Origin of the sequence: Ensifer adhaerens (assembly GCF_013283195.1) — a bacterium.
Lineage (GTDB): Bacteria > Pseudomonadota > Alphaproteobacteria > Rhizobiales > Rhizobiaceae > Ensifer > Ensifer adhaerens_G.
The window spans coordinates 396,488-417,363 of sequence record NZ_JABEKT010000004.1; the positions used below are offsets into that span (position 1 = coordinate 396,488).

Sequence of the window (20,876 nt, forward strand, 5' to 3'; positions counted from 1 at the left end):
GGATCACCGCGCCGAAAAATTCTTCGGGCGATCGATCCAATCACGCACCGGCTTCGTAGTGATGAGCAGGTTCAAACGTGAGAGGTTCGTGAATGGATGTCGGGGGCGGAGAAAAACGGCAGCAGCGAAGGCGCGTTGCGGTCATCGGAACCGGCATATCCGGCCTGTCAGCCGCGTGGTTGCTCAGCAAGAGCATGGACGTCGTCCTCTATGAAGAAGCCGACCGCCTCGGAGGGCATGCCAACACCGTGACCGTGCCCTCCCCGATCGGTTCCGTCTCCGTCGATACCGGCTTCATCGTCTACAACGATCGCAACTACCCCAACCTTGTCGCGCTTTTCGACCATCTCGACGTCCCGACGCTTGCCTCCGACATGTCGTTCTCGGCCTCTCTGGATGGCGGGTCGTTCGAATACTCAGGATCCGGTTTGCGCGGGCTTCTCGGCCAGAGACGCAATGCGGTGCGTCCGCGCTTCTGGCGGATGCTGTCGGAGATCGTCCGGTTCTATCGCGAGGCGCCGCCCCTGCTTCGGCAGCCGGAGTTCGAAGCGGTCTGCCTCGGCGACTATCTCGACCGCGGCGGCTACGCACGATCCTTCGTCGACGATCACCTGCTGCCGATGGGTGCAGCCATCTGGTCGACGACGGCCAGCGAAATGCGCGCCTATCCGCTGCACGCCTTCATCCGCTTCTTCGAAAGCCATGGCCTGCTTTCACTGTCGAACCGGCCGCGCTGGCGAACCGTCGAGGGAGGAAGCCGCCAATATATCCAACGGCTGATGGCAGATTTCTCGGGTACCGTGCGGCTTGCGAGCGCCGTGCGCAGCGTCCGCCGTATCGGTGGCGAGGTCGAGGTCATCGATCGACGCGGTCACGTCGACCGTTTCTCGGATGTGGTCATCGCCACCCACGCGGACCAGGCGCTTGCGATACTCGACGATCCCGACGGCCAGGAGCGTCGCCTGCTTTCGGTGTTCAAATACACGGCCAATCATGCGGTGCTCCATTGCGACGAGAACCTGATGCCGCAGCGCAAGCAAGTCTGGGCGAGCTGGAACTATATCGGCGACAGCGCACATGAGGGGGTGAAACCGCTCTGCGTCACCTATTGGATGAACCGCTTGCAGGGGATCGATCCTTCGGCGCCGCTGTTCGTGACCCTGAACCCCTGCCGTCCGGTTGCAGCGGAGCGCACGCTCGGAACCTTCGCCTACACCCACCCGCTCTTCGATCAGGTCGCCCTCGTTGCGCAGCGTCAGCTCTGGCAGCTGCAGGGACGCCGCAACACGTGGTTCTGCGGTGCCTATTTCGGCAGCGGCTTTCATGAGGACGGGCTACAATCAGGCCTCGCGGTCGCAGAGGAGCTCGGCGGCGTTGACAGACCCTGGGCGGTTCACGAGCCGTCAGGCAGAATTTTCCGCAGCGAAGCATTGTTGGCAGCCGAATGAGCCTGAAGTCATCGATATACACCGGGCATGTCGCCCATGCCCGCCATCGGCCCCGCTCACACCGGCTGCGCTACCGCGTGTTTTCGCTGCTGCTCGATCTCGACGAACTGCCCAGCCTCGACGCGGACAGCCGGTTGTTCGGCTACAACCGCGCGGCCATCTTCAGTTTTCGCGACGAAGACCATGGCGATGGCAGCAGGGGTGGTTTGAGGGATTGGGTCGGCCGACAGCTGGAGGAAGCCGGCCTCGCGGCCGGTGACCTGCGGGTGCGCGTGCTCTGCTATCCCCGAATTTTCGGTTATGTCTTCAACCCGCTGACAGTCTACTTCTGCTATCGGCCCGACGACAGCCTGTGCGCCGCGCTGTACGAAGTCTGCAACACCTTCCACGAGCGCCACACCTATGTCATCCCGGTCGGCGAACCATCCGGCGGCGCGATCAGACAGTGTTGCGACAAGGCGCTCTACGTGTCGCCATTCACCCCCATGGCAAGCCGCTACGACTTTCGCGTCGAGCCGCCGCGCGAGCGCGTTTTCGTCGGCATCAACCAGTCGGACAACGATGGTCCGCTTCTGGCGGCGAGCTTTGCCGGAAAATACCTCGCCTTCTCAGACAGGGCGCTGCTGAAGCTGCTTCTCGCCTATCCCCTGATGACCCTGAAAGTCATGGGCGCGATCCACGTGGAGGCCCTTCGGCTATGGCTCAAGGGCGTGCCCGTTCATCCGCATTCGGCGGCAAACATGCCGCGCGCCACCACCATCGTCATCGAGCAAAACGCCTCTCAGCCGAGCCATGCGAAGGCGCGGGCCAGTTAGTCCCTCGCCTCAGTCGCGCAGCATTCGCCGCGTTATGGCAAATCTCAGGCGGGCGGGCATCAGCCTCAGAGCCTTCATCGCCATGGCCATCTGCCAGGGAAAGATGATCTCGTAACGGCGCGCCTTCAGCCCGCGCACGATGATCGTCGCAGCCTTGTCCGCCGGGACCAGAAACGGCATCGGAAAATCGTTCTTCTTCGTCAGAGGCGTGTCGACGAAACCGGGATTGATCAGGCTGAGATCGATCCCAAGCTTCCTGAGTTCAGGATAGAGCGCCTCGCACATGGCAATCAGCGCCGCCTTGCTCGCGCCATAGGCTGCCGCACCCGGCAAGCCGACGAGGCCGGCGGTGGAGGCGACGACGGCGATATGCCCGCTGCCGCGGGCGAGCATGTGCGCCATGGCGATGTCCAGGCAATGGACCGTGCCGAGAAGGTTCAGATTGACGATCGACGAGAAGCGAGTGGCATTGAAATCCTGAACACCATCACGCGCGTAAGTGCCGGCCGAAAACACGGCAAGATCCACCGGCCCGAGGCCGTCCTCGATCAGTCGGAACGCTCTGGTGACAGACGCAGCATTTGTGACGTCGACGGGAAATGCAAAGATCTGGCCGGGAACGGCGTCCTCAAGCGCCAGCAAATCGTCCTTGCTGCGCGCACTGATGGCCACCTCCCAACCTTCGCGCGCCAACTCCACCGCAAGCGCGCGCCCTATGCCGCTGCTGGCGCCGGTGATCCAGGCGATCCCGGCGGTTGTGGAAGTCTTGCGCCTCGTTGTCTCAACGACCAATTTCTGCACCCGAATGAGATTTCAACATATGCAGATACGGTGTGGCACGGCAGATGGTTCACCCCGCCTCGATTTTTTGCCTCAAGGCGCGCTGCTCGGCCTCGCCGATCGGAAAACGCCACATCAGGGCGATGGCCGTGAGCTTGGCGGGGATCGGCAGCCAGGCGTAGAGCATCGAAAGCGCATCGAGCGCTCCGGCGGAATTGTCGCTTTCACCTGCAAAACCGGCAAGGGCAAGCAGCGGAAAGACGATGCCGACTGCGGCGGCAAGCGACAGTTTCGTCGCAAGGCTCCAGGCAGCGAAATAGACGCCAGACCGCTGTTCGCCCGAAGAGGCGGTATCCTGATCGATCACGTCCGCCTGGATGGCAGGAGGCAGCACGAGATCGAAACCGAGCATCAAACCTGTCGCAACGCAGATGGCAGCGAACAGATAGACATCCCCCGGCCCAAGAAAGCCGGCCCCGGCGAAGACGGCGCAAGCCACCGCCATCGCGATGCACCAGGCCCGGTGCTTGCCGAGGAAGCGGGCGGAGAAAAGCGCAAGCGGAACGCCAGCAAGGCCGCTGACGAAATAGGCAAGCAAAAACGGCCCGCTCCATTGCGCCGCCTCCAGCCGCTGGCCAACGAAATAGAGGAACAGCGTCGCCGGGACGGCATTGGCAAAGCCGTTCATGACAAAGGCAAGGATCAGCCGCCTGAAGGGTCGGTTGGCGGCCAGAAAACGTCCCGCATCTCCAAGCGAGAGGCGATGCCTTGATCTGTCCAGCGGTTCGGGCACGCAAAGGAAGGCGACGCATGCCGAAAATGGCAGAAAGACCGCGACGAAGATCGCGAGCGGTCGCAGGCCGCCTGGGGTCGACAAGGCCTCGTTGCCGGCTGCGAACGGCAAACCGATCGCGCATAGCGTCCCGATCAGGGTCGCGCCCTCCCTCCAGGCCGATACGCGCAGGCGCCCCGAATAGTCGTTCGCCAGTTCCGCTCCCCAGGCGGAATAGGGCAGCAACATGCCTGTATATCCGAGCGACAGGACAGCTGCCCAAAGAGCGAGATAGGCGAGCCCTGCGTCATCCGGCGGCCAAAACAGCATGAAGGCACCGAGTGCGGTGGGCGCGGCCGTGGCCAGAAACAGCGAGCGTCTGCGCCCGGCCCGCGCGACGATCCGGTCCGCCAGCCAGCCGATGGCGGGGTCGGCGATCGCGTCGACAATACGGATCGCAAGCAGCACAAGACCGACTGCGCCAAGCGGCAAACCGAGCGTGCTGACATAGAAGGTCGGAACGACGATGTAGAGCGGCAGGGCGAGGGCCGCCAGAACCACGGCGGGCAATGCGTAGGCAAGCAACAAGCGGCTTGTCAGCGGGTGCTGGCCGGAGCGAAACGTCATCGCCGGGAACGCCGAAACGTGACGCTCGTCCATGCCACGGGCAGGCCGTACTTTGTCACAAGCGCCGTGTTTCGGACCTCGCCGTCATAGCCGAGCACCATGAGATCGTGGAACCGGACTTTGTTCTTCCGGGCAGCGTCGAGATAGACGACATATGAGAACCGCGCCTTGCGGCCATCGATCGTGACTGCCACGTCGCCGACCACATCCTCGCGCGAGCCGAGATATTCCCCCGGCCCCGTCTTGCGAAACCGCCAGGTCTTCGTATCTCGGGCACCATCATCGAAGGTGAAGTCTTCGCGAAGCGTCAGCGTCGCACCGTTCCAGCGCCCCAGCAAGGCGACCGAGAACCGCCGCGACACACCGTTGATCGCCGTGAAGCTGCCCGTCGCCTGAGTTCTGCCCACGAAGTAGCGTTCAAGCGAGAAGACGGGGTCTCGTGCCTGAGCAAAGATCGGCAATGCGAAGATTGAAGCCAAGAAGGCAATGGCAACGATACGCATGACGAAGGTCCCGTGCGCTACGGTTGTCGTGAGCGTTGAGGTCGGTCTGGCGGTAAAGGCGTTGCGCCGTGTCATAGCGGCGGCCCGATGCGCGCGGTTCCCTTGTCGCCATTGTCCTGGATCCATCGGATGCGGGTTTCATCAAGGCGATAGAGTTCGAAACAGAGCTGCGAACCGTCGTACCAGGTGCTGAACTTCTGGCAGAGCCGGTCACCGGCTATCCACCAGGTGCCGCTATCGCGCGGGCGCGTGAACTTTCCCAGCCCCAAAGCTTCGCCAGTACCATCGACGCGGCCGTCGCGGCGATAGTTCAACGGAAACTCCCCGCCGAACGGGACGGCAAGAAACACCGTCTTGCCGACGATCTGGTCGCGGATGTCTTCGGCCGACAGGCGATCCGATGCCGCATGACTGGAATGGGCAACGAGCATGAACAGCAAAACTGGCAGTAGACGCATACGCTCCTCCCTACTGCATCGGTGGACGTGTCCGGTTCTTCCCTGTGAGGTACGCGACATCGCTCGCCTCGGATCACCGGCGGCGGTCGAATTCATGATTGACAGAAGGCATCGGGGAAGCAGGGCCGGCGGCGGATGGCAGAACGAAAGGTACGGCGACCGTCGTCACGCAATCATCGGCAGGGCGGCAAAGTCGCCGGAGCGCCAAGACGCCGGAAATGTCGGCAATGAGGCGCGACATTGCCCGCTTTCAGAGGGGTGGCCGGCTCGCCCGTTGCGACAGGCGAGCCGGCCGACTGATGTCAAGCCTGTTCGAACCGGCCTTCGGAGACGATCTCGGAAAGTGCCTTGCGCGGACTTGGCACTTCGCGCTCCCTCAGGCCCTCGGGCAATTGCGCCTTGTCGCCGATCCTGCCGATCGCCACAGCGGCCTCGATGCGGTAGTCGGACGGGACGCCAAGGTCGGCCCGAGCCTTGTCATAGTCGAGACCAGCCATGCCGTGCGCCTGCCAGCCGGAATAGGCGGCCTGCAGCGCCAGTGCACCCCAGGCAGCACCGGTGTCGAACGAGTGCGTGTAGGAGGGCACTTCTTCGCCGGCGCCCGGCGGCACCAGCGTTGTTTTCGACAACACGAAGACCAGCGCGGACGCGTCCTTCGCCCAGCTTTGGTTGAAGGCGTTGAGAATGCCGAACAGCTTGTCCCAATGTTCCGTGCCGCGGCGGGCATAGATGAAATGCCACGGCTGGGCATTGTAGGCCGAAGGTGCCCAGCGCGCCGCCTCCAGGATGCCGAACAATTCGGCTTCAGCGATGTCCGCTCCGGCATAGGCGCGTGGCGACCAGCGTTCGAGAAAGAGCGGATTGATCGGGTGGCCGGCGATCCGCGAATTGATTTCGATGGTCATGGTTTTCCTGTGTGTTGGCTTTGGTATCTGCTCTCAGCCGCAATCGCCGTCACCAGGCTTCGTAACGTTCCGGTCGGCGCTTGAGATTGGAAATCTCGTCCGAAAGCTCGGCGATGCGATCGCGAAGGTCGTTCGTCGTTCCGTCCTCGAGATCGTCGATGCCGAAACAGTCCCTTGCTTCGTAGAGCTCAAGCTTGCCTTGCAAGACATCGCGGATCGCGCTCAAGCGTTCATATTGTCGCAGGACACTCATGACACACCTCGTCAAAAGCCATCGTTGTTTAGAAATGCGCAAACAACGGAAAAGGTTTCGTTCGATCGCTCGGCTTCAAGCATTCCGAAAATTATCGAGTTAAACAGTAGATTAAAGGAACCGCGGCCCAAAGATCGTGCCAGGCTTGGAAAAGTGATCCGGCGCAGTGGCGCAACCACTCAACCCTCGCTCGGTGTATGCCTACGGCCTTTCGCCTTTCAGGTGCTGCTCCAGGAACGCCAGATTGTCCTGACCCCAATAGATCTCGCCGTCGTAGCCGAAAGTCGGGAAACCGAAGACGCCGCTCCGGACGGCATGATCGCGATCGGAGGCCCATTTCCCGGCAACGTCTTCATCACTTTCCCGCGCGCGCAGGGCGCCGCCGTCGAACCCCGCTCGGATGGCCACCGCCTCGCGCACGTCTGGCTGGCCGATATCCTCGGCGCGGACCCAGAAGGCCTCCTGCAGGGCCGCCGTCAACGCGAGCCAGTCCTTGCCGTCGAGATAGGCGGCAATCACCAGCCGCGACGCAGGCGTCGGATCGGAAAGCGTCGGACGGCCGTCGATCCGAAGGTCCTTTCCGCGAGCCCGGCTCCAACGTTTCAGGTCGCGCGTACCGTACGCGCGGCGCGCCTCCGGCTTGTTGCGCGACAGGATGCCGCCATTCTCCTCGACGACGGTTGCCAGGTACGGCTTGATTTCCGCTTCATGGCGGCGAACCAGAGCGGCAAAGGCTTCGAGCCCGATGAACGACCAGGGAGAACCGATCGAGAAGAAATAGTCGATGCTTTTCGTCACTGCAGGAATGCCTTCATGGAGTTTTGATCGGGGACTGATGGCGAGGGTTTCAAGCCGCCGCCGGGTTTGTGGAGGATGCCTCGGCGATCTCGCCGCTTGTTTGCGACCAGCCAAGCGCCGGCGCGATGCGCGTGACGACGTCATCGAGAATTTGCCGGTACTCGTCGTGTTCGAATTCGTAGGGCAACTCGAGCCGGAGTTCGCGCACGTGCGGCAGGATCGGATCAGCCAGCAGCCGCTCGAGGATCTGCTCGGACGTGCCGACGAGATCGCGGGCATAGAGTGTGCGCCGCTCGCCTTGCGGCGTCAGCGTGCGCTCATGCCGGCCGGCGGCGTAATCGAGATACCGGCGCCTTGTGCTGGCATCGGCACCATCGAGCGGCACGATGACGCGGCCGAGTGCCACGCGTTTCTCTGCCCCGCCCGCCTGCCGATAGGTTTCGAGCTGGCGCGCCTGCGCCTCGAAGAAATCGTCGGTCTGCTCACCGGTCGTGACGTTGCCGATCAACAGATTAAAGCCGTTTTCACCGGCCCACCGGGCTGAACGCAAGGATCCGCCGCCGTACCAGAGCCTGTTGGAAAGCCCCTTGGCATAGGGTTGCAGCCGCGGTCTCTGCGGACCGAAAGGCGTCTTGATCACCGTGTGCGCATCGCCGAGGAAATCCCCGCGCAGATTATCGGCAAAACGCAGCACCCGCTGATGCGAGAAATCGTAAGCAGACCAGTCTCCGTCAAACGCCAGCGGCCCGATGAGGTCGAGATGCGGCGGGCGACCCGCACTCAGGCCGATGTTCAGACGGCCGCGCGACAACACGTCGACGGTCGAGAGATCCTCGGCGAGCCGGTAGGGATTTTCGTAGCCGATCGGGATCACCGCGGTACCGAGCTGGATGCGGCGGGTCCTCTGCGTCGCCGCCGCCAGAAAGGCGGCCGCCGACGAGATGCCGGGTTCCAGATGGCGTTGCCGCACCCAGGCGCTCGCGAAACCGAGCGTCTCGCCATATTCGAGCAGCCGCAGCGTCTGTTCCAGGCCCGCAAGCGGATTGTCGTTTGCGTAATTTCCGGGCGTCAGAAAGCCGATATGATCGATCGAGATCTTGTGCGTCGACATCCTTGCACCTCAGGTTTTCGGCAGACCGGGAGGATTGGTCTCAGACTTCGGCAGCGCCTCTTCCGCCAGATGCCAGCGATCAAGGATCTTGGCATAAGTGCCATTTTCGATGAGGCCATTGGTGGCGACGGTCAGCGCATCGGCAAGGCCGCTGCCCTTGCGGGTGGTGATCGCCACGTCGGAGCGCTCCGGCCAGCCGGCGCTCAAGGTGCCGACGCGCTTGATGTTCTGGTCGCGCGCCGCAATGAAGACAAGCTGTGCATGCGGCTGGACGATCACGTCGGCGCGGCCGGAAGCCAGTGCCACAAGGCTCGTCGCCTCGTCGTCGTAATATTGCAGCTCAAGTGGCTTCAGGCCGGCGGCGATATTCTCGTCGTTCCATTTGAGAAGAATGCGCTCCTGGTTGGTGCCGGCGCCAACGATGATCCGCAGACCCGCCGCATCCTTGGGCTCTCTGATCGAGGTGACCCCACTGTCGGCCTTGACAAAGAAGCCGTGCAGTCCCTGGCGGTAGCTCGAGAAATCGAACTTCTCCTTGCGCTGTTCGGTGACGCCGACATTGGAGATGACCGCATCGTATTTGCCCGATGTCAGACCAAGCGGCCAGTCGATCCAGGCGATCGGCACGAGTTCCAATGTCAGACCGAGGCTGTCGGCGACCGCCTGGGCATAGTCCGGATCGGCCCCGATCACGGTTTTTGCATCCGTCGCATAGGTCGCCAGCGGCGGCCCGCCGGGGCTGACGGCGACAGTGAATTTTCCGGGGGTCACGAACGTGAATCCCGGCGCGATAGCCGCAACCGCCGCGTCGTTGCGTTCGGCCCTGACGCGCCCCGGCTGTTCCGGGCTGAAGTCAAAACCGTCAGCTTCAGTGGCTGCGGCCGGGCCGAAATGGAAGAGCGCGGTCACGAATGCGGCGATAAAAGCGGGACGTAAGGCAGCTAGACCGAACATGTCTGTCGTCTCCTGAGGGTATGGTGGGGACGTGGGCCGGCGACGAGCCGGCCCGCGATATCAGCGAGATTTAAGAGCCGCTCTTCGGCAGGCCGGGAGGATTGGTCTGCGACCCGTCGACGGCCTCGTCGGTCAGGCTCCAGCGCTTCAGCACCTCGCCGTATTTGCCGTTCTTGATCAGGTCGTTGACGGCAAGAGTGATCGCGTCGGCAAGCCCGCCACCCTTGCGGGTCGTCACGGCAATCTCGGCGGTCAGCGGCCAGCCGCCGCTGGCGACGCCGACGACCTTGGTGTCGTTGCGGATCGAAGAGGCATAGGCGCGCGTCGCGTTGGGATTGAATTCGACGTCGGCGCGGCCCGACTGCAGCGCCAGGTCACCCGCTGCACGGTCGTCGTAATATTGCACCTCGATCGGCTTCAGCCCGGCGGCAACATTCTGCCGGTCCCATTCCAGAATGATCTTTTCCTGGTTGGTGCCTGCACCGGTGATCACCTTCAGGCCGGCCACGTCCTTGGGCTCCTTGATTGAGGTGATCGGGCTGTCGGACTTGACGAAGAAGCCGAGCACGTCGCGCCGGTAGGTGGAGAAATCGAACTTCTCCTTGCGCTCCTCGGTGACGGTGACGTTGCTGATCACGGCATCATACTTGCCCGAGGCAACGCCGAGCGGCCAATCGGCCCAGGCCACGGCCACGAGGTCCAGTTCGAGGCCGAGGCTGTCGGCAACCAGCGAAGCGAGATCGGGATCGGCGCCGACGACCGTCTTCGAGTCCGAGGCGTAGGTGGCGATCGGCGGATCCCACGGGTTGACGGCAACCGTGAACTTGCCGGGATTGACGAACTTGAAGTCCGGCGAGATCGCCTTGATCGCCGCTTCGTTACGTTCAGCGCGCACGCGGTTGGAGGTATCGGGGCTGAGATCGAATTTTTCCTGGGCCTGAACCGAGGCAGTACCGAGCGTTGCAACAGTGACCGCTCCTGCCAAAAGCAGCTTTGCTCTGTCGAAGAATGCCATGTGTCTGGACTCCTTTTCATCTTTGGGTTGTGGTTGCTGTCAGTCAGATCCAGCGTCTGCACGCAGGCCTGGAAATTTCAGAGAACCTTGGCGAGGAACTCGCGGGTGCGGGGGTGTTCCGCGGCGGTGAAGATACGGGACGGCGGGCCGGCCTCAAGGATGCGGCCCGCTTCCATGAAGACGACGGTGTCGGCGACCTCGCGGGCGAAACCGGTCTCGTGGGTAACGATGACCAGCGTCGTGCCGGTGCGCGCCAGTTCCTTGATGACATCGAGCACTTCGCCGACCAGTTCCGGATCGAGGGCCGAAGTCGGCTCGTCGAAGAGTAGGACCTTCGGTCGCAATGCCAGGGCACGGGCAATTGCAACGCGCTGCTGCTGGCCGCCCGAGAGCTGTCGGGGATAGGCGTTGATCTTGTCGCTCAAGCCCACTCGCGCCAAGAGATCCTGCGCCAGCCGCACGGCGTCGTCGCGTTTCAGACCGCGAACCTGGATCGGCGCCTCGATAAGATTTTCGAGCACAGTCAGATGCGGAAAGAGATTGAAATTCTGGAACACCATGCCGATGTCGGCGCGGCGCTTCAAAATGTCCTTCTCCTTCAGTTCATAGAGCGTGTTGCCCTTCTGGCTGTAGCCAACGAGATCGCCATCGATCGAGATGAAGCCGTCATCGACCCGCTCCAGATGGTTGATGGCGCGCAACAGCGTCGACTTGCCCGAGCCCGATGGCCCGAGGATCGCCGTGACGCTACCGGCCGGCAAACTCAACTCGACATCGTCAAGCACTTTCAGCGAACCAAAACTCTTGGAGATGCCGTGGATGCGGACGGCACCGCCGGCGCGAAAGGCGGTTGCGTCCTGAAACCCGGCCTTGCGGGCAACAGCACCATTGCTCGCAACCTCACTCAGCGGACGTCGAAACCGCGAGAAGAAGGCCTGGAACGGCAGCGGCACCGGATTGCGAACCGCACCCTTGGAGAAATGCCGCTCGATATAATACTGGGCGATCGACAGCCCGGTCATGATCACCAGATACCAGACGGTCGCAACCATCAGGAGCGGAATGACTTCGAGATTGCGGCGGTAGATGACCTGAACGGTGTAGAAGAGTTCCGGCAACGCCAGCACATAGACCATGGACGTGCTTTTCGCCAGACCGATGATCTCGTTGAAGCCCGTCGGCAGGATCGAACGCATCGCCTGCGGCAGCACGATCCTGAACGCCTGGCGATGACGCGGAAGGCCAAGTGCGGCCGCGGCCTCGTGCTGCCCATGATCGACGGAGAGAATGCCGCCGCGCACGATCTCGGCAAAGAAGGCCGACTGATTGAGCGTGAGCCCCAGGAAGGCAGCCGCAAACGGCGTCAGCAACTGGGTGGTCGGATAGGTGAAGAAGGTGGTACCGGTGAAGGGAATACTGAGCGAGATCGTCTCGTAGAGATAGCCGAGATTGTTGAGCACGAGCAGCAGCACGATCAGCGGAATCGAGCGCAGCAGCCAGATATAGCCGAAGGAAAGGCCACCCAGCAGCGGCGACTTCGAGACCCGGGCAAGCGCCAGCGCCGTTCCGAGCAGCGAGCCGGAAACGGTAGCAAGCGCCGTGAGCAGCAAGGTCCGCCCGAGGCCCGCAAGCACCGGCTCGGCAAAAAACCACTCGGCAAAGACCGGCCAGCCCCAGCGCGGATTGGTCAACACCGAATAGAGCACGCCGGCAATGACGAGTGCTGCAAACAGCGTGCCGAGCGCGCGGCCGGGATGGCGCGCCGGCACGACACGATAATGCGCGAAGCCCGGATTGGGTTCGCTCGTTCGCCCGGCGCCGGCAACGCCGGCATAGTCGGTCAGAATGGCCATGATGCATCCTCTCTGGAAGTGGTTTCGTGCGCCTGTCGGACGCTGGCGCTACGGGTGATGGGCTGCCTGCGGATGCGATGGATTCGGGTCGCCGAGAAGTGCCAGCGACGTGACGAGATGGGTGATGTCCTTCTCGAACGGCAGCGTCTTGTAGACCTCCGGATCGGTGTCGACGTCGAACAGCGCCGTGTACCCGTTGACGAGATAGAGGCCGACGGCCTCCGGCTGCCGGAAACCGGTCGTCAGGTAGATGCGGGAGTAGCCTTGGCGCGCGGCCTGGGCTTCGAGTTCGAGCAGAACCTTGCGTGCCAGCCCCTGGCGGCGCAGGTCGGAACGCGTCCAGATGCGTTTAAACTCGGCGGTGCGGTCGTCATAGTGCTTGAAGGCGCCGCCGCCGATCGTCTCGCCATTGCGCACCAGCAACACGAAGTTGCCGTGCGGCGGCGCAAATGCCTCCGGTGGGTAGCGGTTGAGTTCTGCCGCAGCCCCCTCTTCGTTGAAGTAGGTGCCGTAGCGGCTGTCATATTCGATGATCAATTCGTCGATCAGCGGCTTGGCACGCGGGTCGAGGGGGGTGGTGTAAAGAAACGTATCGCTCATGGGTTTCGCCAATCCCGTTATCGTCGTCATGCGAGGAAGGTTTCGACCAGCCGCACCCAATAGCGGGCGGCGGGCGCAATGATTGCGTCGTTGAAGTCGTAGTTGGCGCTGTGGAGCGGCGCGCTGTCGCCGTTGCCGACAAAGAGATAGCTGCCGGCCTTCTCCTCGAGCATGAAGGCGAAGTCTTCGCTGGCCGTGCGCGGCTTGAAATCGCTGACGACCTGGCCCGCACCGAAGGCCTCCAGCGCGACGCTGCGGGCAAGATCCGTCTCCGTGCGGTGATTGATGAGTGCCGGGAAGCCGCGACGGTAATCCACCTCCGCGGTGGCGCCGAAGCTTTCCGCCTGGGCACGCGCCAGAGCCGGAACGCGCTCGCCCAAAAGGCCACGGGTCGTCTCGCTGAAGGCCCGCATGGTCAGCTTCAGCACCACACTTTCGGGAATGACATTGGAGGCAGAACCGCCGTGGATGGAGCCGACGGTGACGACAGCCATCTCCTGCGGATCGACATTGCGTGAAACCACGCTTTGCAGCGCCGTGATCAGCGACGCTGTGGCCAGCACCGGATCGACGGTCAGTTGCGGTTCAGCGCCATGACCGCCTTTGCCGACGATCTTGATGTTGCACTGGTCCACAGAGGCCATGGCCGGGCCGGCGACGAAGCCGAACTGCCCTGATGGAACACCCGGCCAGTTGTGCAGGCCGAAGACGGCATCGACGGGAAACCGTTCGAACAGGCCCTCGGACAGCATCTTGCGCGCGCCGGCGCCGATTTCCTCGGCCGGCTGGAAGATCAGGCGTAGGGTGCCGTCGAAACGACCGGCCTCCGCCAGATAGCGGGCGGCGGCAAGCAGGATGGCCGTATGGCCATCGTGGCCACAGGCATGCATCACGCCGCGATTGGTGCTCGCATGGGCAAGGCCCGTCGCCTCCTCAATCGGCAAGGCATCCATGTCGGCACGAATGCCGATGCGGCGCGATCCCTCGCCACGGCGCAAGGTGGCGACAACGCCGGTCCCGGCAATCCCCGTTTCCACCTCGTAGCCCCAGGACTTGAGCCGGGAGGCGACGATCCCGCTTGTACGGTGTTCGTGAAACGAGAGCTCCGGGTGCCGGTGAAGGTCGTGCCGGAGAGCAACGATTTCATCGAGATAGGCGCCGATGCCCCGCTCGATCGCGTCCGCGGCCTGTGCGTCCTTGACGATCATGTTCATGGGCAGCTCCATCGACGCCTCAGGCGCCGACGGCCCTTCCCTGCTCGATGTCTTCCTCCGGGGCCGCATAGCGGCTTTCGCGATAAGGCAGCCCCAGATGGTCACGCAGAGTCTCGCCCTTCAGGTGCGGGTCGAAATAGCCGCGCTGTTCCAGGACCGGCAGCACGTGGGCGGCAAAGTCTTCAAGACCTTCGGCAATGACGGAGAAGCCGAGGATGAAGCCGTCAGCCGCATCGGTGTCGACCCATCGGATGATCTCGTCGGCAATGTGCTCGGCGGTGCCGATGAAGGCGGTTCGCGGCGTTGCGACATCGAGCGCGATCTCGCGCAGTGTCTGGCCGGTCTCGCGCGCCGTCTTCTTGATGCGGTCTGTCGTTGCGCGAAAGCTGTTCTTGCCGATGTCGCCGATATCGGGGAAGGCTTCGTCCAGCGGATAGGCGCTGAAGTCGTGATGATCGAAAAACCGGCCGAGATAGAGCAGCGCCTCCTCGATCGTGACCAGCGCGCGGATCGCCTGGTATTTGGCTTCCGCCTCCTCGGCGGTCGCGCCGACGATCGGGGCGATGCCTGGGAACAGGCCGATATCGGCCGCCCTTCGCCCTTGCGCGATCGCGCTCTGCTTAATCTGCTTGTAGAAAGTTTGCGCGTCTGCGATCGGGCCGCCATTGGTAAAGACCGCATCGGCGTGTTTTCCGGCAAGACGAATGCCGGAGTCGGAGGCTCCCGCCTGGAAGATGACCGGCTGCCCCTGGCGCGACCGGCTGATGTTGAGCGGTCCTTCGATGCGGAAGAAACGACCCTTGTGGTTCAACCGGCGCAGCTTGGTCTTGTCGACATAGACGCCCGCCTGACGGTCGCGCACGAAGGCATCGTCGTCCCAGGAGTCCCAGAGGCCCTTGGTCGCATCGAGATATTCGTCGGCGATCTCGTAGCGCAGCTCGTGTTCCGGATGCTCGCGCCCGTAGTTGCGGCCGGAACCCTCGAGCGGCGACGTCACCGCGTTCCAGCCGGCACGCCCGCCGCTGATCAGGTCGAGCGAGGCGAACTGCCGGGCAATGGTGAAGGGATCGCTGTACGAAGTCGAGACGGTGCCGACGAGCCCGATCTTCGAAGTCGACGCCGCAAGCGCGGACAGAATGGTCAGCGGTTCAAAGCGGTTGAGAAAGTGCGGGATCGACTGTTCGTTGATGTAAAGTCCGTCGGCAACGAAGGCGAAGGCAATACCGGCGGCCTCCGCCTTGCGCGCGGTGTCGACGAAGAAGCCGAAATTGACGCTGGCATCGGCGGGACCGCTCGGGTGCTTCCAGGCATTCATGTGGCCGCCGGGACCTTGCAGCATGATACCGAAGGTGACGTTTTTCTGGGTCATGGACGAGATCCTCTTGCGGATGTTCAGGCGACGAGCGAAAGCCGCTCTCTTGCGATGAGTTCGATCGATGCGAAGCGCTCGGCCGCTGGAAGCGCCGGCGTGTCGATCACGAATTCCTTGACGCCGTAGCGGCGATGGAGCGCATCGAGTTCCTGGCGCACCTGACGTGGCGTCCCGTGCAGCACGCTTGGGCTCTTTTCCTCCACCCGGTAATCGCTGACACCGGCCTGACGCGCGAATTCGGCCGCCTGCTCCTCGCTGCCGACATTGACGCTCTGCCCGTTGCCGAGGAAAACCTTGAAAATGCGAAGGCCTGCGACACGCTCGCGGGCACGCTCTTCGCTTTCGGCCGCCAGTGCCGCGACCGCCAGGATAGGGCGTCCGCCGCCCGTCGCACGCTCGTAGGCTGCAACCGTTCGCTCGAGGTTCTCAGGATCGCCGTTCAGATGCGCGGCAAACACCAGCTGCCAGCCTTTCGCGGCGGCGAGCTCAGCACTTTCGACGCTGGCGCCGAGCAGGAACCGCTCCGGCGGTTGCGCCGGCAACGGCGTTGCCAGCAAGTCTGCCTCTTCGGTCCTGCCGGGCGCGAGATAGTGGTTGAGGTCGCTCAGCTGTTCGGCAAAACCCGGCTTGCGCTCGTGGTCGATGCCGATCTGCAGCGCCCGCGTCGAGAGTGGAAAGCCACCCGGCGCCTTGCCGACGCCAAGATCGACCCGTCCCGGTGCAAGCGACGCCAGAAGATTGAATGTTTCGGCGACCTTGTAGGCGCTGTAATGCTGCAGCATGACGCCGCCGGATCCGATGCGAATCTTGGACGTGCGCGCCAGCAGGTAGGCGATCAGCGTTTCGGGTGCCGAACTTGCAAGGCCGGCCATGTTGTGATGTTCGGCCAGCCAGAAGCGGTGATAACCCCACTCCTCCGCTTTCGCTGCCAGCCGGGCGGTCGCCTGCAGCGCGTCGGTGGCGGTACTGCCGGGATCGATGGGGCTCTTGTCGAGAAGGCTGAGAAGATAGGACATGCCACGTGTTCCAGATTGTCTCGGCGCCGCCGTCGGTCGCCATTAATCTATAAAACACATAGACAATATGCATTATAAGAAATGCGTTTCTATTTCGCGCCGGCTTGAGAGAAAAACCCGCCCACGCTCAGACCTTGCTGTGCAATCGAAAACACCGAGCGCCAGGCGCGGTTAGTGTAAGCACTCGCTCGTAGTGACGAGAGCTCGCAAATTGGGAAATTGGGTGGGATGCCGTGGCACCTGGGAGGACCAGCGCTCAAGCGCGGTCGCACGAGGGTGTTACCGTCGCAAGCCTCAGCTGGGCAGATCGACGATCCGGAAATGCACGGACGCCGAGCAGGCATCGGCGCGCAGCAGAGCCGCGCGCCGATCGAAAACAAGATCAGTTCACCGAGGTGAGCGTCATGGATGTGCCGGTGGCGGCAACATTGAGGCCGAGCTGGCCCGTGACGCTGACCGTCTGCAGGTGGATGGAGCCAGCCGTGCCGCCGATGAGAATGTTGGCCCCGACGCCGGCGCCAAGCGTCGCTTCGGCCGTCGCGCCCTTGTAGATACCGCTGAGCGCACCCTGGTGGTAGCCGGCCGTCGGCGCAAACACAGCCCAGATCAGGCGGCTGCGGGTGGTGAAGCCGACATCCACGCCGAGCTTGCGGATCGCGCCGGCATAATGATCGGAAGCCTCGGCACCGACGGTCGAACGGAAGACGCACTCGACTTCCTTGGCAGATCCCAGCACATAGCCGGCACCGCCGGCAATGTTGCAATCGAGGTAACCGATCTTCACGCCGTTGCGCGCGTCCGGCTCCCTGTAGGTTTCCTTGTAGGTCGGCAAGTCCGCAGCATTGACAGCCCACGCACCGGCAGACGCCAGGGAGGCGGCGGCAAGCGCCATCGCAAGGGTCTTTTTCATGTGTTCGCTCCTTTTCGGGTCGTTATTGATCAACAGCACTCGGTCTTCCGGCAAAAGAATCGAGCTGCAGAGGCGTCACAGTTGAACGCCGATCGGACATTTCGAAGGCACCGCGCCGGACGCGGGGCCCGGCATTGAATTTTGCAGCGGACTGTTGCTCCGGGAGAACACCCGCCTAGAGGCAGCTGCGGCCAAGTACACACAGGATTGCTGATTCCCGGGCCCAGTGTGGTGGGAAGACCTCACCGCACGGTGGCCTCGAAAAAGGAAATGAGCGGTTATTCTCCCGCGTTTCAGAAGCCAGGGCGCGAGGGCGTCTTGCGGTCGAGACCCATCACCCACCCGATCGCCATCAAGAGGACGATTGCTGCAAGGGCGATCAGGCCAATGGCATACATCACCAGGAGTTCGACGAGGCGCGGCACGAAAAGCACGGCCTTGGTCGGCAGCGGCTGAGCGCCCCGCCACGCGGACAACTCATCCCGGTTGAAGGCCTCCAGTCGACGAACAAGAAAACGCATGCTCACCTCTTCCCGCCGACAGCAAGCCCATGCGGCGCGTCGGCAACTCCCGTTTGAACGTTGCACCCCAGTCGTTCGTGCCGGTTGGCAGCCAATCCCAGGTGCCGCGCGGGCTCAATGCAGCGGCGTGGCGCTTTCGGGCTCACGCATCTGGAAACCGCCGATCGCCAGCTTTCCGTCACCGAACGGCAAAGCACGGCGCAGGCGAAGCTCGTCGTCGATCACGGTCTGCATGCCGGCCTTGAATTTCCTGACGCTGAACTGCGCCGTGTGCGCCCTGATGACGTCGGGGCGGAACGCGTCTTCCCGTGCCTCGAAGGCATAGATCGTCTTGATCAAAGCATCGACGCTCTGCTGTTCGAAAAGCATGCCCGTCAGATTGGGCACGACGGTCTCGAGCGCTCCACCGGCGCCAAAGGCGATGACCGGGCGGCCGCTTGCCATAGCTTCGACAGGCACGATGCCGAAGTCTTCCTCGCCGGGAAAAACCAGGGCGCGACAGCGGGCGAGCTTTTCCTTCAGCACGGCAAAGGGTGCGCGACCAAGGAACGTGACGGTCGGGCCGGCGATCCGCTTGAGCCTGGCGATATCCTGTTCCTTGCCGTCGCCGATCACGACCAGGTTCTTGCCCATTTTCGTGAAGGCTTCTACGGCCAGGTCGATCCGCTTGTAGGGAACGATCTGGCCGGCGCAGAGGTAAAAGTCCTCGATCTGGGTCGAGGGCGCAAAGTCCTCGGTGCTGACGGGCGGATAGACCACGGTTGCCGGGCGCCGATAGTATTTGCTGATGCGTGCTGCCACGTGATGCGAGTTGGCGACAAAACGGTCCACCCGCATGCTGGTGTTGACGTCCCAGGTCCGCAGCATCGGCGCCAGAACCGGCATCATCATCCGCGACAGGAGGCCAGCACTCGAGCGATAGGCGTGATAGTGATCCCAAAGGTAGCGCATGGGCGAGTGGCAATAGCAGATATGGGCTGCATGCGGCGGCGGGATGATCCCCTTCGCCGGTCCGGATTCGCTCGAAATGATCAGGTCGTAACCGCTGAGATCGAGACTTTCGAGCGCGAAGGGCATCAGCGGCAACAGCGATTGATAATGCCCGATGGCACCGGGAATGCGCTGCAGGAACGACGAAGTGACCTTGTGCTTCTTGATCGTGTCCGACACGCGGCCCGGATCATAAACCAAAGTGAAAATGTCGGCCTCGGGATAGAGATCGCATAGTGCCTCGATCACCTTCTCCCCACCCCGCATCGATACCAGCCAATAATGAACGATTGCGACGCGCATGGCGCTCCCCTACTGCAACGATCCTGCCGCAGCATGGGGCAGACGGACCTCGCGTGCACAGCGCCAAGATCGGTCCGGCAGTGCATCCGAAGGAACGATCGTCCTACTCGAAAGGTTTAGGGGCGGTGCAGGCCGACCGGTGTTTAACCATCGGCCGGGGCAACCCTATCCGATGGTGCCGCCGGTTTAGAATTGCTCCCCTAAAGGGATTAGCCGCGATTAGACCGCAGGGAATTTACCTCGAACGTTTTGGGCCGACAATCAATCCGACGCGCCACGCCAAGCTGAACTGTCCAGCACCGCGGCGCGCAGGAACATCTGCGAGGCCCCATGCCCCATGCCGATCACAGTCTTTCGTATCGCCTGTCGTGCCTTGGCCGTGCCTCGACTCTCTGTCTTGCGATAGGCTTAAGCGCTTTGGCTCCACTCCAGCAGGCGCAAGCCGAGCCAGTGTTCCGCCTGCAACCTCAAACGAGGGTCAAGGTCGCGATCGTCGAGTGGGTCGCCTCGACAGGAGAATACAAGGAATGGACGGCGCTCAACGGCGAATATGTCGTCTCGCCCGCCGGCACGATCTCGGTTCCGCTGGTCGGCGAAGTCAAGGCCAGGGATAGAACGCCCTCGGAACTGGCGGCCACCATCGCCGATCTCCTGAAGGAGCGCACCGGCCTCAGCAAGGCGCCGGAGACATCCGTCGAAGTTGTCCGTTACCCGATGATCTACGTCACGGGGCTGGTCGATCGGCCGAGCGAACTCGAATTCCGGCCCGGCATGACAGTGATGCAGGCGGTGGCCATGGCCGGTGGACGCGAACGCCGCACGAACCCTGCCGGCGGCTACTCGGACATGGAGCAGATCCGCTACACCGGCGAATTGAACCGGATGGAACTCGAGATGATGCAGCTGGCCGCCCGTCGCGCCCGGCTGAGGGCCGAGTTCACCGACAGCGCCAAGATCGAATTTCCCCAGGCGCTCAAGGCTGCCGATGGCGCCGCCATCCAGCAGATCGTGCGCGACGAAAGCACGCTCTTCGACGCCCGGCTCGAGGCCATGCGCCGGCAACTCGATTCCCTTTCCGAGCTCGGCACGCTGCTCAAGAACGAAATCGACGTGCTCGATGAAAAGACGACAGTCCAGCAGCACCAGATCGACATTTCCCAGGACGAACTCAAAGGCGTATCGAAACTGGTGAGTGACCAGACGGTGACGAAGTCGCGCCAGACGGCACTCGAGCGCATCGTCGCCGAGCTGCAGAGCGACAAGCTCGACCTTCAGGTCGCCGCCATGCGCGCCAAGCAGAAGCTGAGCGAAACCGAGCGCGACGCGGTGACCTTGCAGGGGCAGCGCCGCACGGAGGCCGGCCGCGACCTGCAGACGACGGAAGCCGCGATCGAGGATCTGAAGCTCAAACGAAGCACGACGCTGCAGCTGCTGCAGATCAACGGCGCCTCGCTCTCCCGCTTCGCCGACATGAAGGCGATGGACCTTGAGCCGCTGGAGTACTGGATCACCCATGGCGGTGGCACCGAACCGGCCGTGAAGGTCACGGAAGCAACTCTGCTCGTGCCGGGCGACGTGCTCGACGTGCGCTCGGCGCTGACGGCAGCGCTGGACAAGAAACTTCTGACGTCGGTCGGCATAGAACAGTCCCAGTAGCA

At 62.9% G+C, this 20,876-nt stretch carries 21 protein-coding genes; 3 read left to right on the top strand and 18 right to left on the bottom strand.

Annotated elements, in window-relative coordinates; genetic code table 11:
* The first annotated feature begins 92 nt into the window (after positions 1 to 92).
* Together LPJGGPFB_RS28325 and LPJGGPFB_RS28330 are read left to right on the top strand one after the other, a co-directional pair.
* Complete coding sequence (locus LPJGGPFB_RS28325) at positions 93 to 1,448, top strand: NAD(P)/FAD-dependent oxidoreductase (RefSeq protein WP_173423258.1); 1,356 nt, start codon at positions 93 to 95, stop codon at positions 1,446 to 1,448.
* Positions 1,445 to 2,263, top strand: a complete 819-nt coding sequence (locus LPJGGPFB_RS28330) for a DUF1365 domain-containing protein (protein WP_173423259.1) — start codon at positions 1,445 to 1,447, stop codon at positions 2,261 to 2,263. The genes LPJGGPFB_RS28325 and LPJGGPFB_RS28330 overlap by 4 nt, the downstream gene beginning before the upstream one ends.
* 9 nt (positions 2,264 to 2,272) lie before the next feature.
* On the opposite strand, the gene LPJGGPFB_RS28335 is transcribed toward LPJGGPFB_RS28330, so the two are convergent.
* From LPJGGPFB_RS28335 to LPJGGPFB_RS28420, 18 genes are all read right to left on the bottom strand, one after another.
* A complete protein-coding gene (locus tag LPJGGPFB_RS28335; RefSeq protein ID WP_427858597.1) occupies positions 2,273 to 3,064 on the bottom strand; it encodes an SDR family NAD(P)-dependent oxidoreductase in 792 nt (263 codons plus the stop codon).
* A 49-nt stretch (positions 3,065 to 3,113) separates the two neighbouring features.
* Positions 3,114 to 4,442, bottom strand: coding sequence for an MFS transporter (locus tag LPJGGPFB_RS28340; protein WP_173423261.1), 1,329 nt, complete (start codon positions 4,440 to 4,442; stop codon positions 3,114 to 3,116).
* Positions 4,439 to 4,945 carry a DUF3833 family protein gene (locus LPJGGPFB_RS28345; protein ID WP_173423262.1) on the bottom strand — a complete coding sequence of 169 codons (507 nt, stop codon included), beginning with the start codon at positions 4,943 to 4,945 and terminating at the stop codon, positions 4,439 to 4,441. Before LPJGGPFB_RS28345 ends, LPJGGPFB_RS28340 begins: the two co-directional genes overlap by 4 nt.
* Before the next feature lie 71 nt (positions 4,946 to 5,016).
* The gene (locus LPJGGPFB_RS28350) at positions 5,017 to 5,403 is read right to left on the bottom strand and encodes a hypothetical protein (protein WP_173423263.1); all 387 of its coding nucleotides are present in this window, start codon (positions 5,401 to 5,403) and stop codon (positions 5,017 to 5,019) included.
* A 302-nt stretch (positions 5,404 to 5,705) separates the two neighbouring features.
* Positions 5,706 to 6,308 carry a nitroreductase family protein gene (locus LPJGGPFB_RS28355; RefSeq protein ID WP_173423264.1) on the bottom strand — a complete coding sequence of 201 codons (603 nt, stop codon included), beginning with the start codon at positions 6,306 to 6,308 and terminating at the stop codon, positions 5,706 to 5,708.
* 49 nt (positions 6,309 to 6,357) lie between these two features.
* Positions 6,358 to 6,561, bottom strand: coding sequence for a hypothetical protein (locus LPJGGPFB_RS28360; protein WP_173423265.1), 204 nt, complete (start codon positions 6,559 to 6,561; stop codon positions 6,358 to 6,360).
* Between the two features lie 201 nt (positions 6,562 to 6,762).
* Entirely contained in the window at positions 6,763 to 7,359 is a 597-nt protein-coding gene (locus tag LPJGGPFB_RS28365) for a DsbA family protein (RefSeq protein ID WP_173423266.1), read from the bottom strand.
* 49 nt (positions 7,360 to 7,408) lie between these two features.
* Entirely contained in the window at positions 7,409 to 8,470 is a 1,062-nt protein-coding gene (locus LPJGGPFB_RS28370; RefSeq protein WP_173423267.1) for an LLM class flavin-dependent oxidoreductase, read from the bottom strand.
* 9 nt (positions 8,471 to 8,479) lie between these two features.
* On the bottom strand, positions 8,480 to 9,424 hold the full coding sequence (locus tag LPJGGPFB_RS28375) for an ABC transporter substrate-binding protein (RefSeq protein WP_173423268.1): 945 nt from the start codon (positions 9,422 to 9,424) through the stop codon (positions 8,480 to 8,482).
* Between the two features lie 70 nt (positions 9,425 to 9,494).
* Positions 9,495 to 10,439: an ABC transporter substrate-binding protein gene (locus tag LPJGGPFB_RS28380; RefSeq protein WP_173423269.1), complete on the bottom strand. Its 945-nt coding sequence runs from the start codon at positions 10,437 to 10,439 to the stop codon at positions 9,495 to 9,497.
* Between the two features lie 77 nt (positions 10,440 to 10,516).
* Positions 10,517 to 12,292, bottom strand: a complete 1,776-nt coding sequence (locus tag LPJGGPFB_RS33550) for an amino acid ABC transporter permease/ATP-binding protein (RefSeq protein WP_173423270.1) — start codon at positions 12,290 to 12,292, stop codon at positions 10,517 to 10,519.
* Positions 12,293 to 12,340: 48 nt separating this feature from the next.
* Positions 12,341 to 12,892 carry a GNAT family N-acetyltransferase gene (locus LPJGGPFB_RS28390; protein WP_234903107.1) on the bottom strand — a complete coding sequence of 184 codons (552 nt, stop codon included), beginning with the start codon at positions 12,890 to 12,892 and terminating at the stop codon, positions 12,341 to 12,343.
* A 26-nt stretch (positions 12,893 to 12,918) separates the two neighbouring features.
* Positions 12,919 to 14,106 carry a M20 aminoacylase family protein gene (locus LPJGGPFB_RS28395; protein WP_173423271.1) on the bottom strand — a complete coding sequence of 396 codons (1,188 nt, stop codon included), beginning with the start codon at positions 14,104 to 14,106 and terminating at the stop codon, positions 12,919 to 12,921.
* Between the two features lie 19 nt (positions 14,107 to 14,125).
* Positions 14,126 to 15,475 (bottom strand): LLM class flavin-dependent oxidoreductase, encoded by a 1,350-nt coding sequence (locus tag LPJGGPFB_RS28400; protein ID WP_173423272.1) that lies wholly within the window; start codon positions 15,473 to 15,475, stop codon positions 14,126 to 14,128.
* A 23-nt stretch (positions 15,476 to 15,498) separates the two neighbouring features.
* Entirely contained in the window at positions 15,499 to 16,494 is a 996-nt protein-coding gene (locus LPJGGPFB_RS28405; protein ID WP_173423273.1) for an LLM class flavin-dependent oxidoreductase, read from the bottom strand.
* Positions 16,495 to 16,876: 382 nt separating this feature from the next.
* On the bottom strand, positions 16,877 to 17,404 hold the full coding sequence (locus LPJGGPFB_RS28410; protein WP_173423274.1) for a DUF992 domain-containing protein: 528 nt from the start codon (positions 17,402 to 17,404) through the stop codon (positions 16,877 to 16,879).
* A gap of 293 nt (positions 17,405 to 17,697) precedes the next feature.
* Complete coding sequence (locus LPJGGPFB_RS28415; RefSeq protein ID WP_173423275.1) at positions 17,698 to 17,925, bottom strand: hypothetical protein; 228 nt, start codon at positions 17,923 to 17,925, stop codon at positions 17,698 to 17,700.
* Between the two features lie 114 nt (positions 17,926 to 18,039).
* Positions 18,040 to 19,218 (bottom strand): glycosyltransferase, encoded by a 1,179-nt coding sequence (locus tag LPJGGPFB_RS28420; RefSeq protein WP_173423276.1) that lies wholly within the window; start codon positions 19,216 to 19,218, stop codon positions 18,040 to 18,042.
* A gap of 417 nt (positions 19,219 to 19,635) precedes the next feature.
* Between LPJGGPFB_RS28420 and LPJGGPFB_RS28425 the strand changes: the two genes are divergently transcribed.
* Complete coding sequence (locus LPJGGPFB_RS28425) at positions 19,636 to 20,874, top strand: polysaccharide biosynthesis/export family protein (RefSeq protein ID WP_234903108.1); 1,239 nt, start codon at positions 19,636 to 19,638, stop codon at positions 20,872 to 20,874.
* Positions 20,875 to 20,876 lie beyond the last annotated feature (2 nt).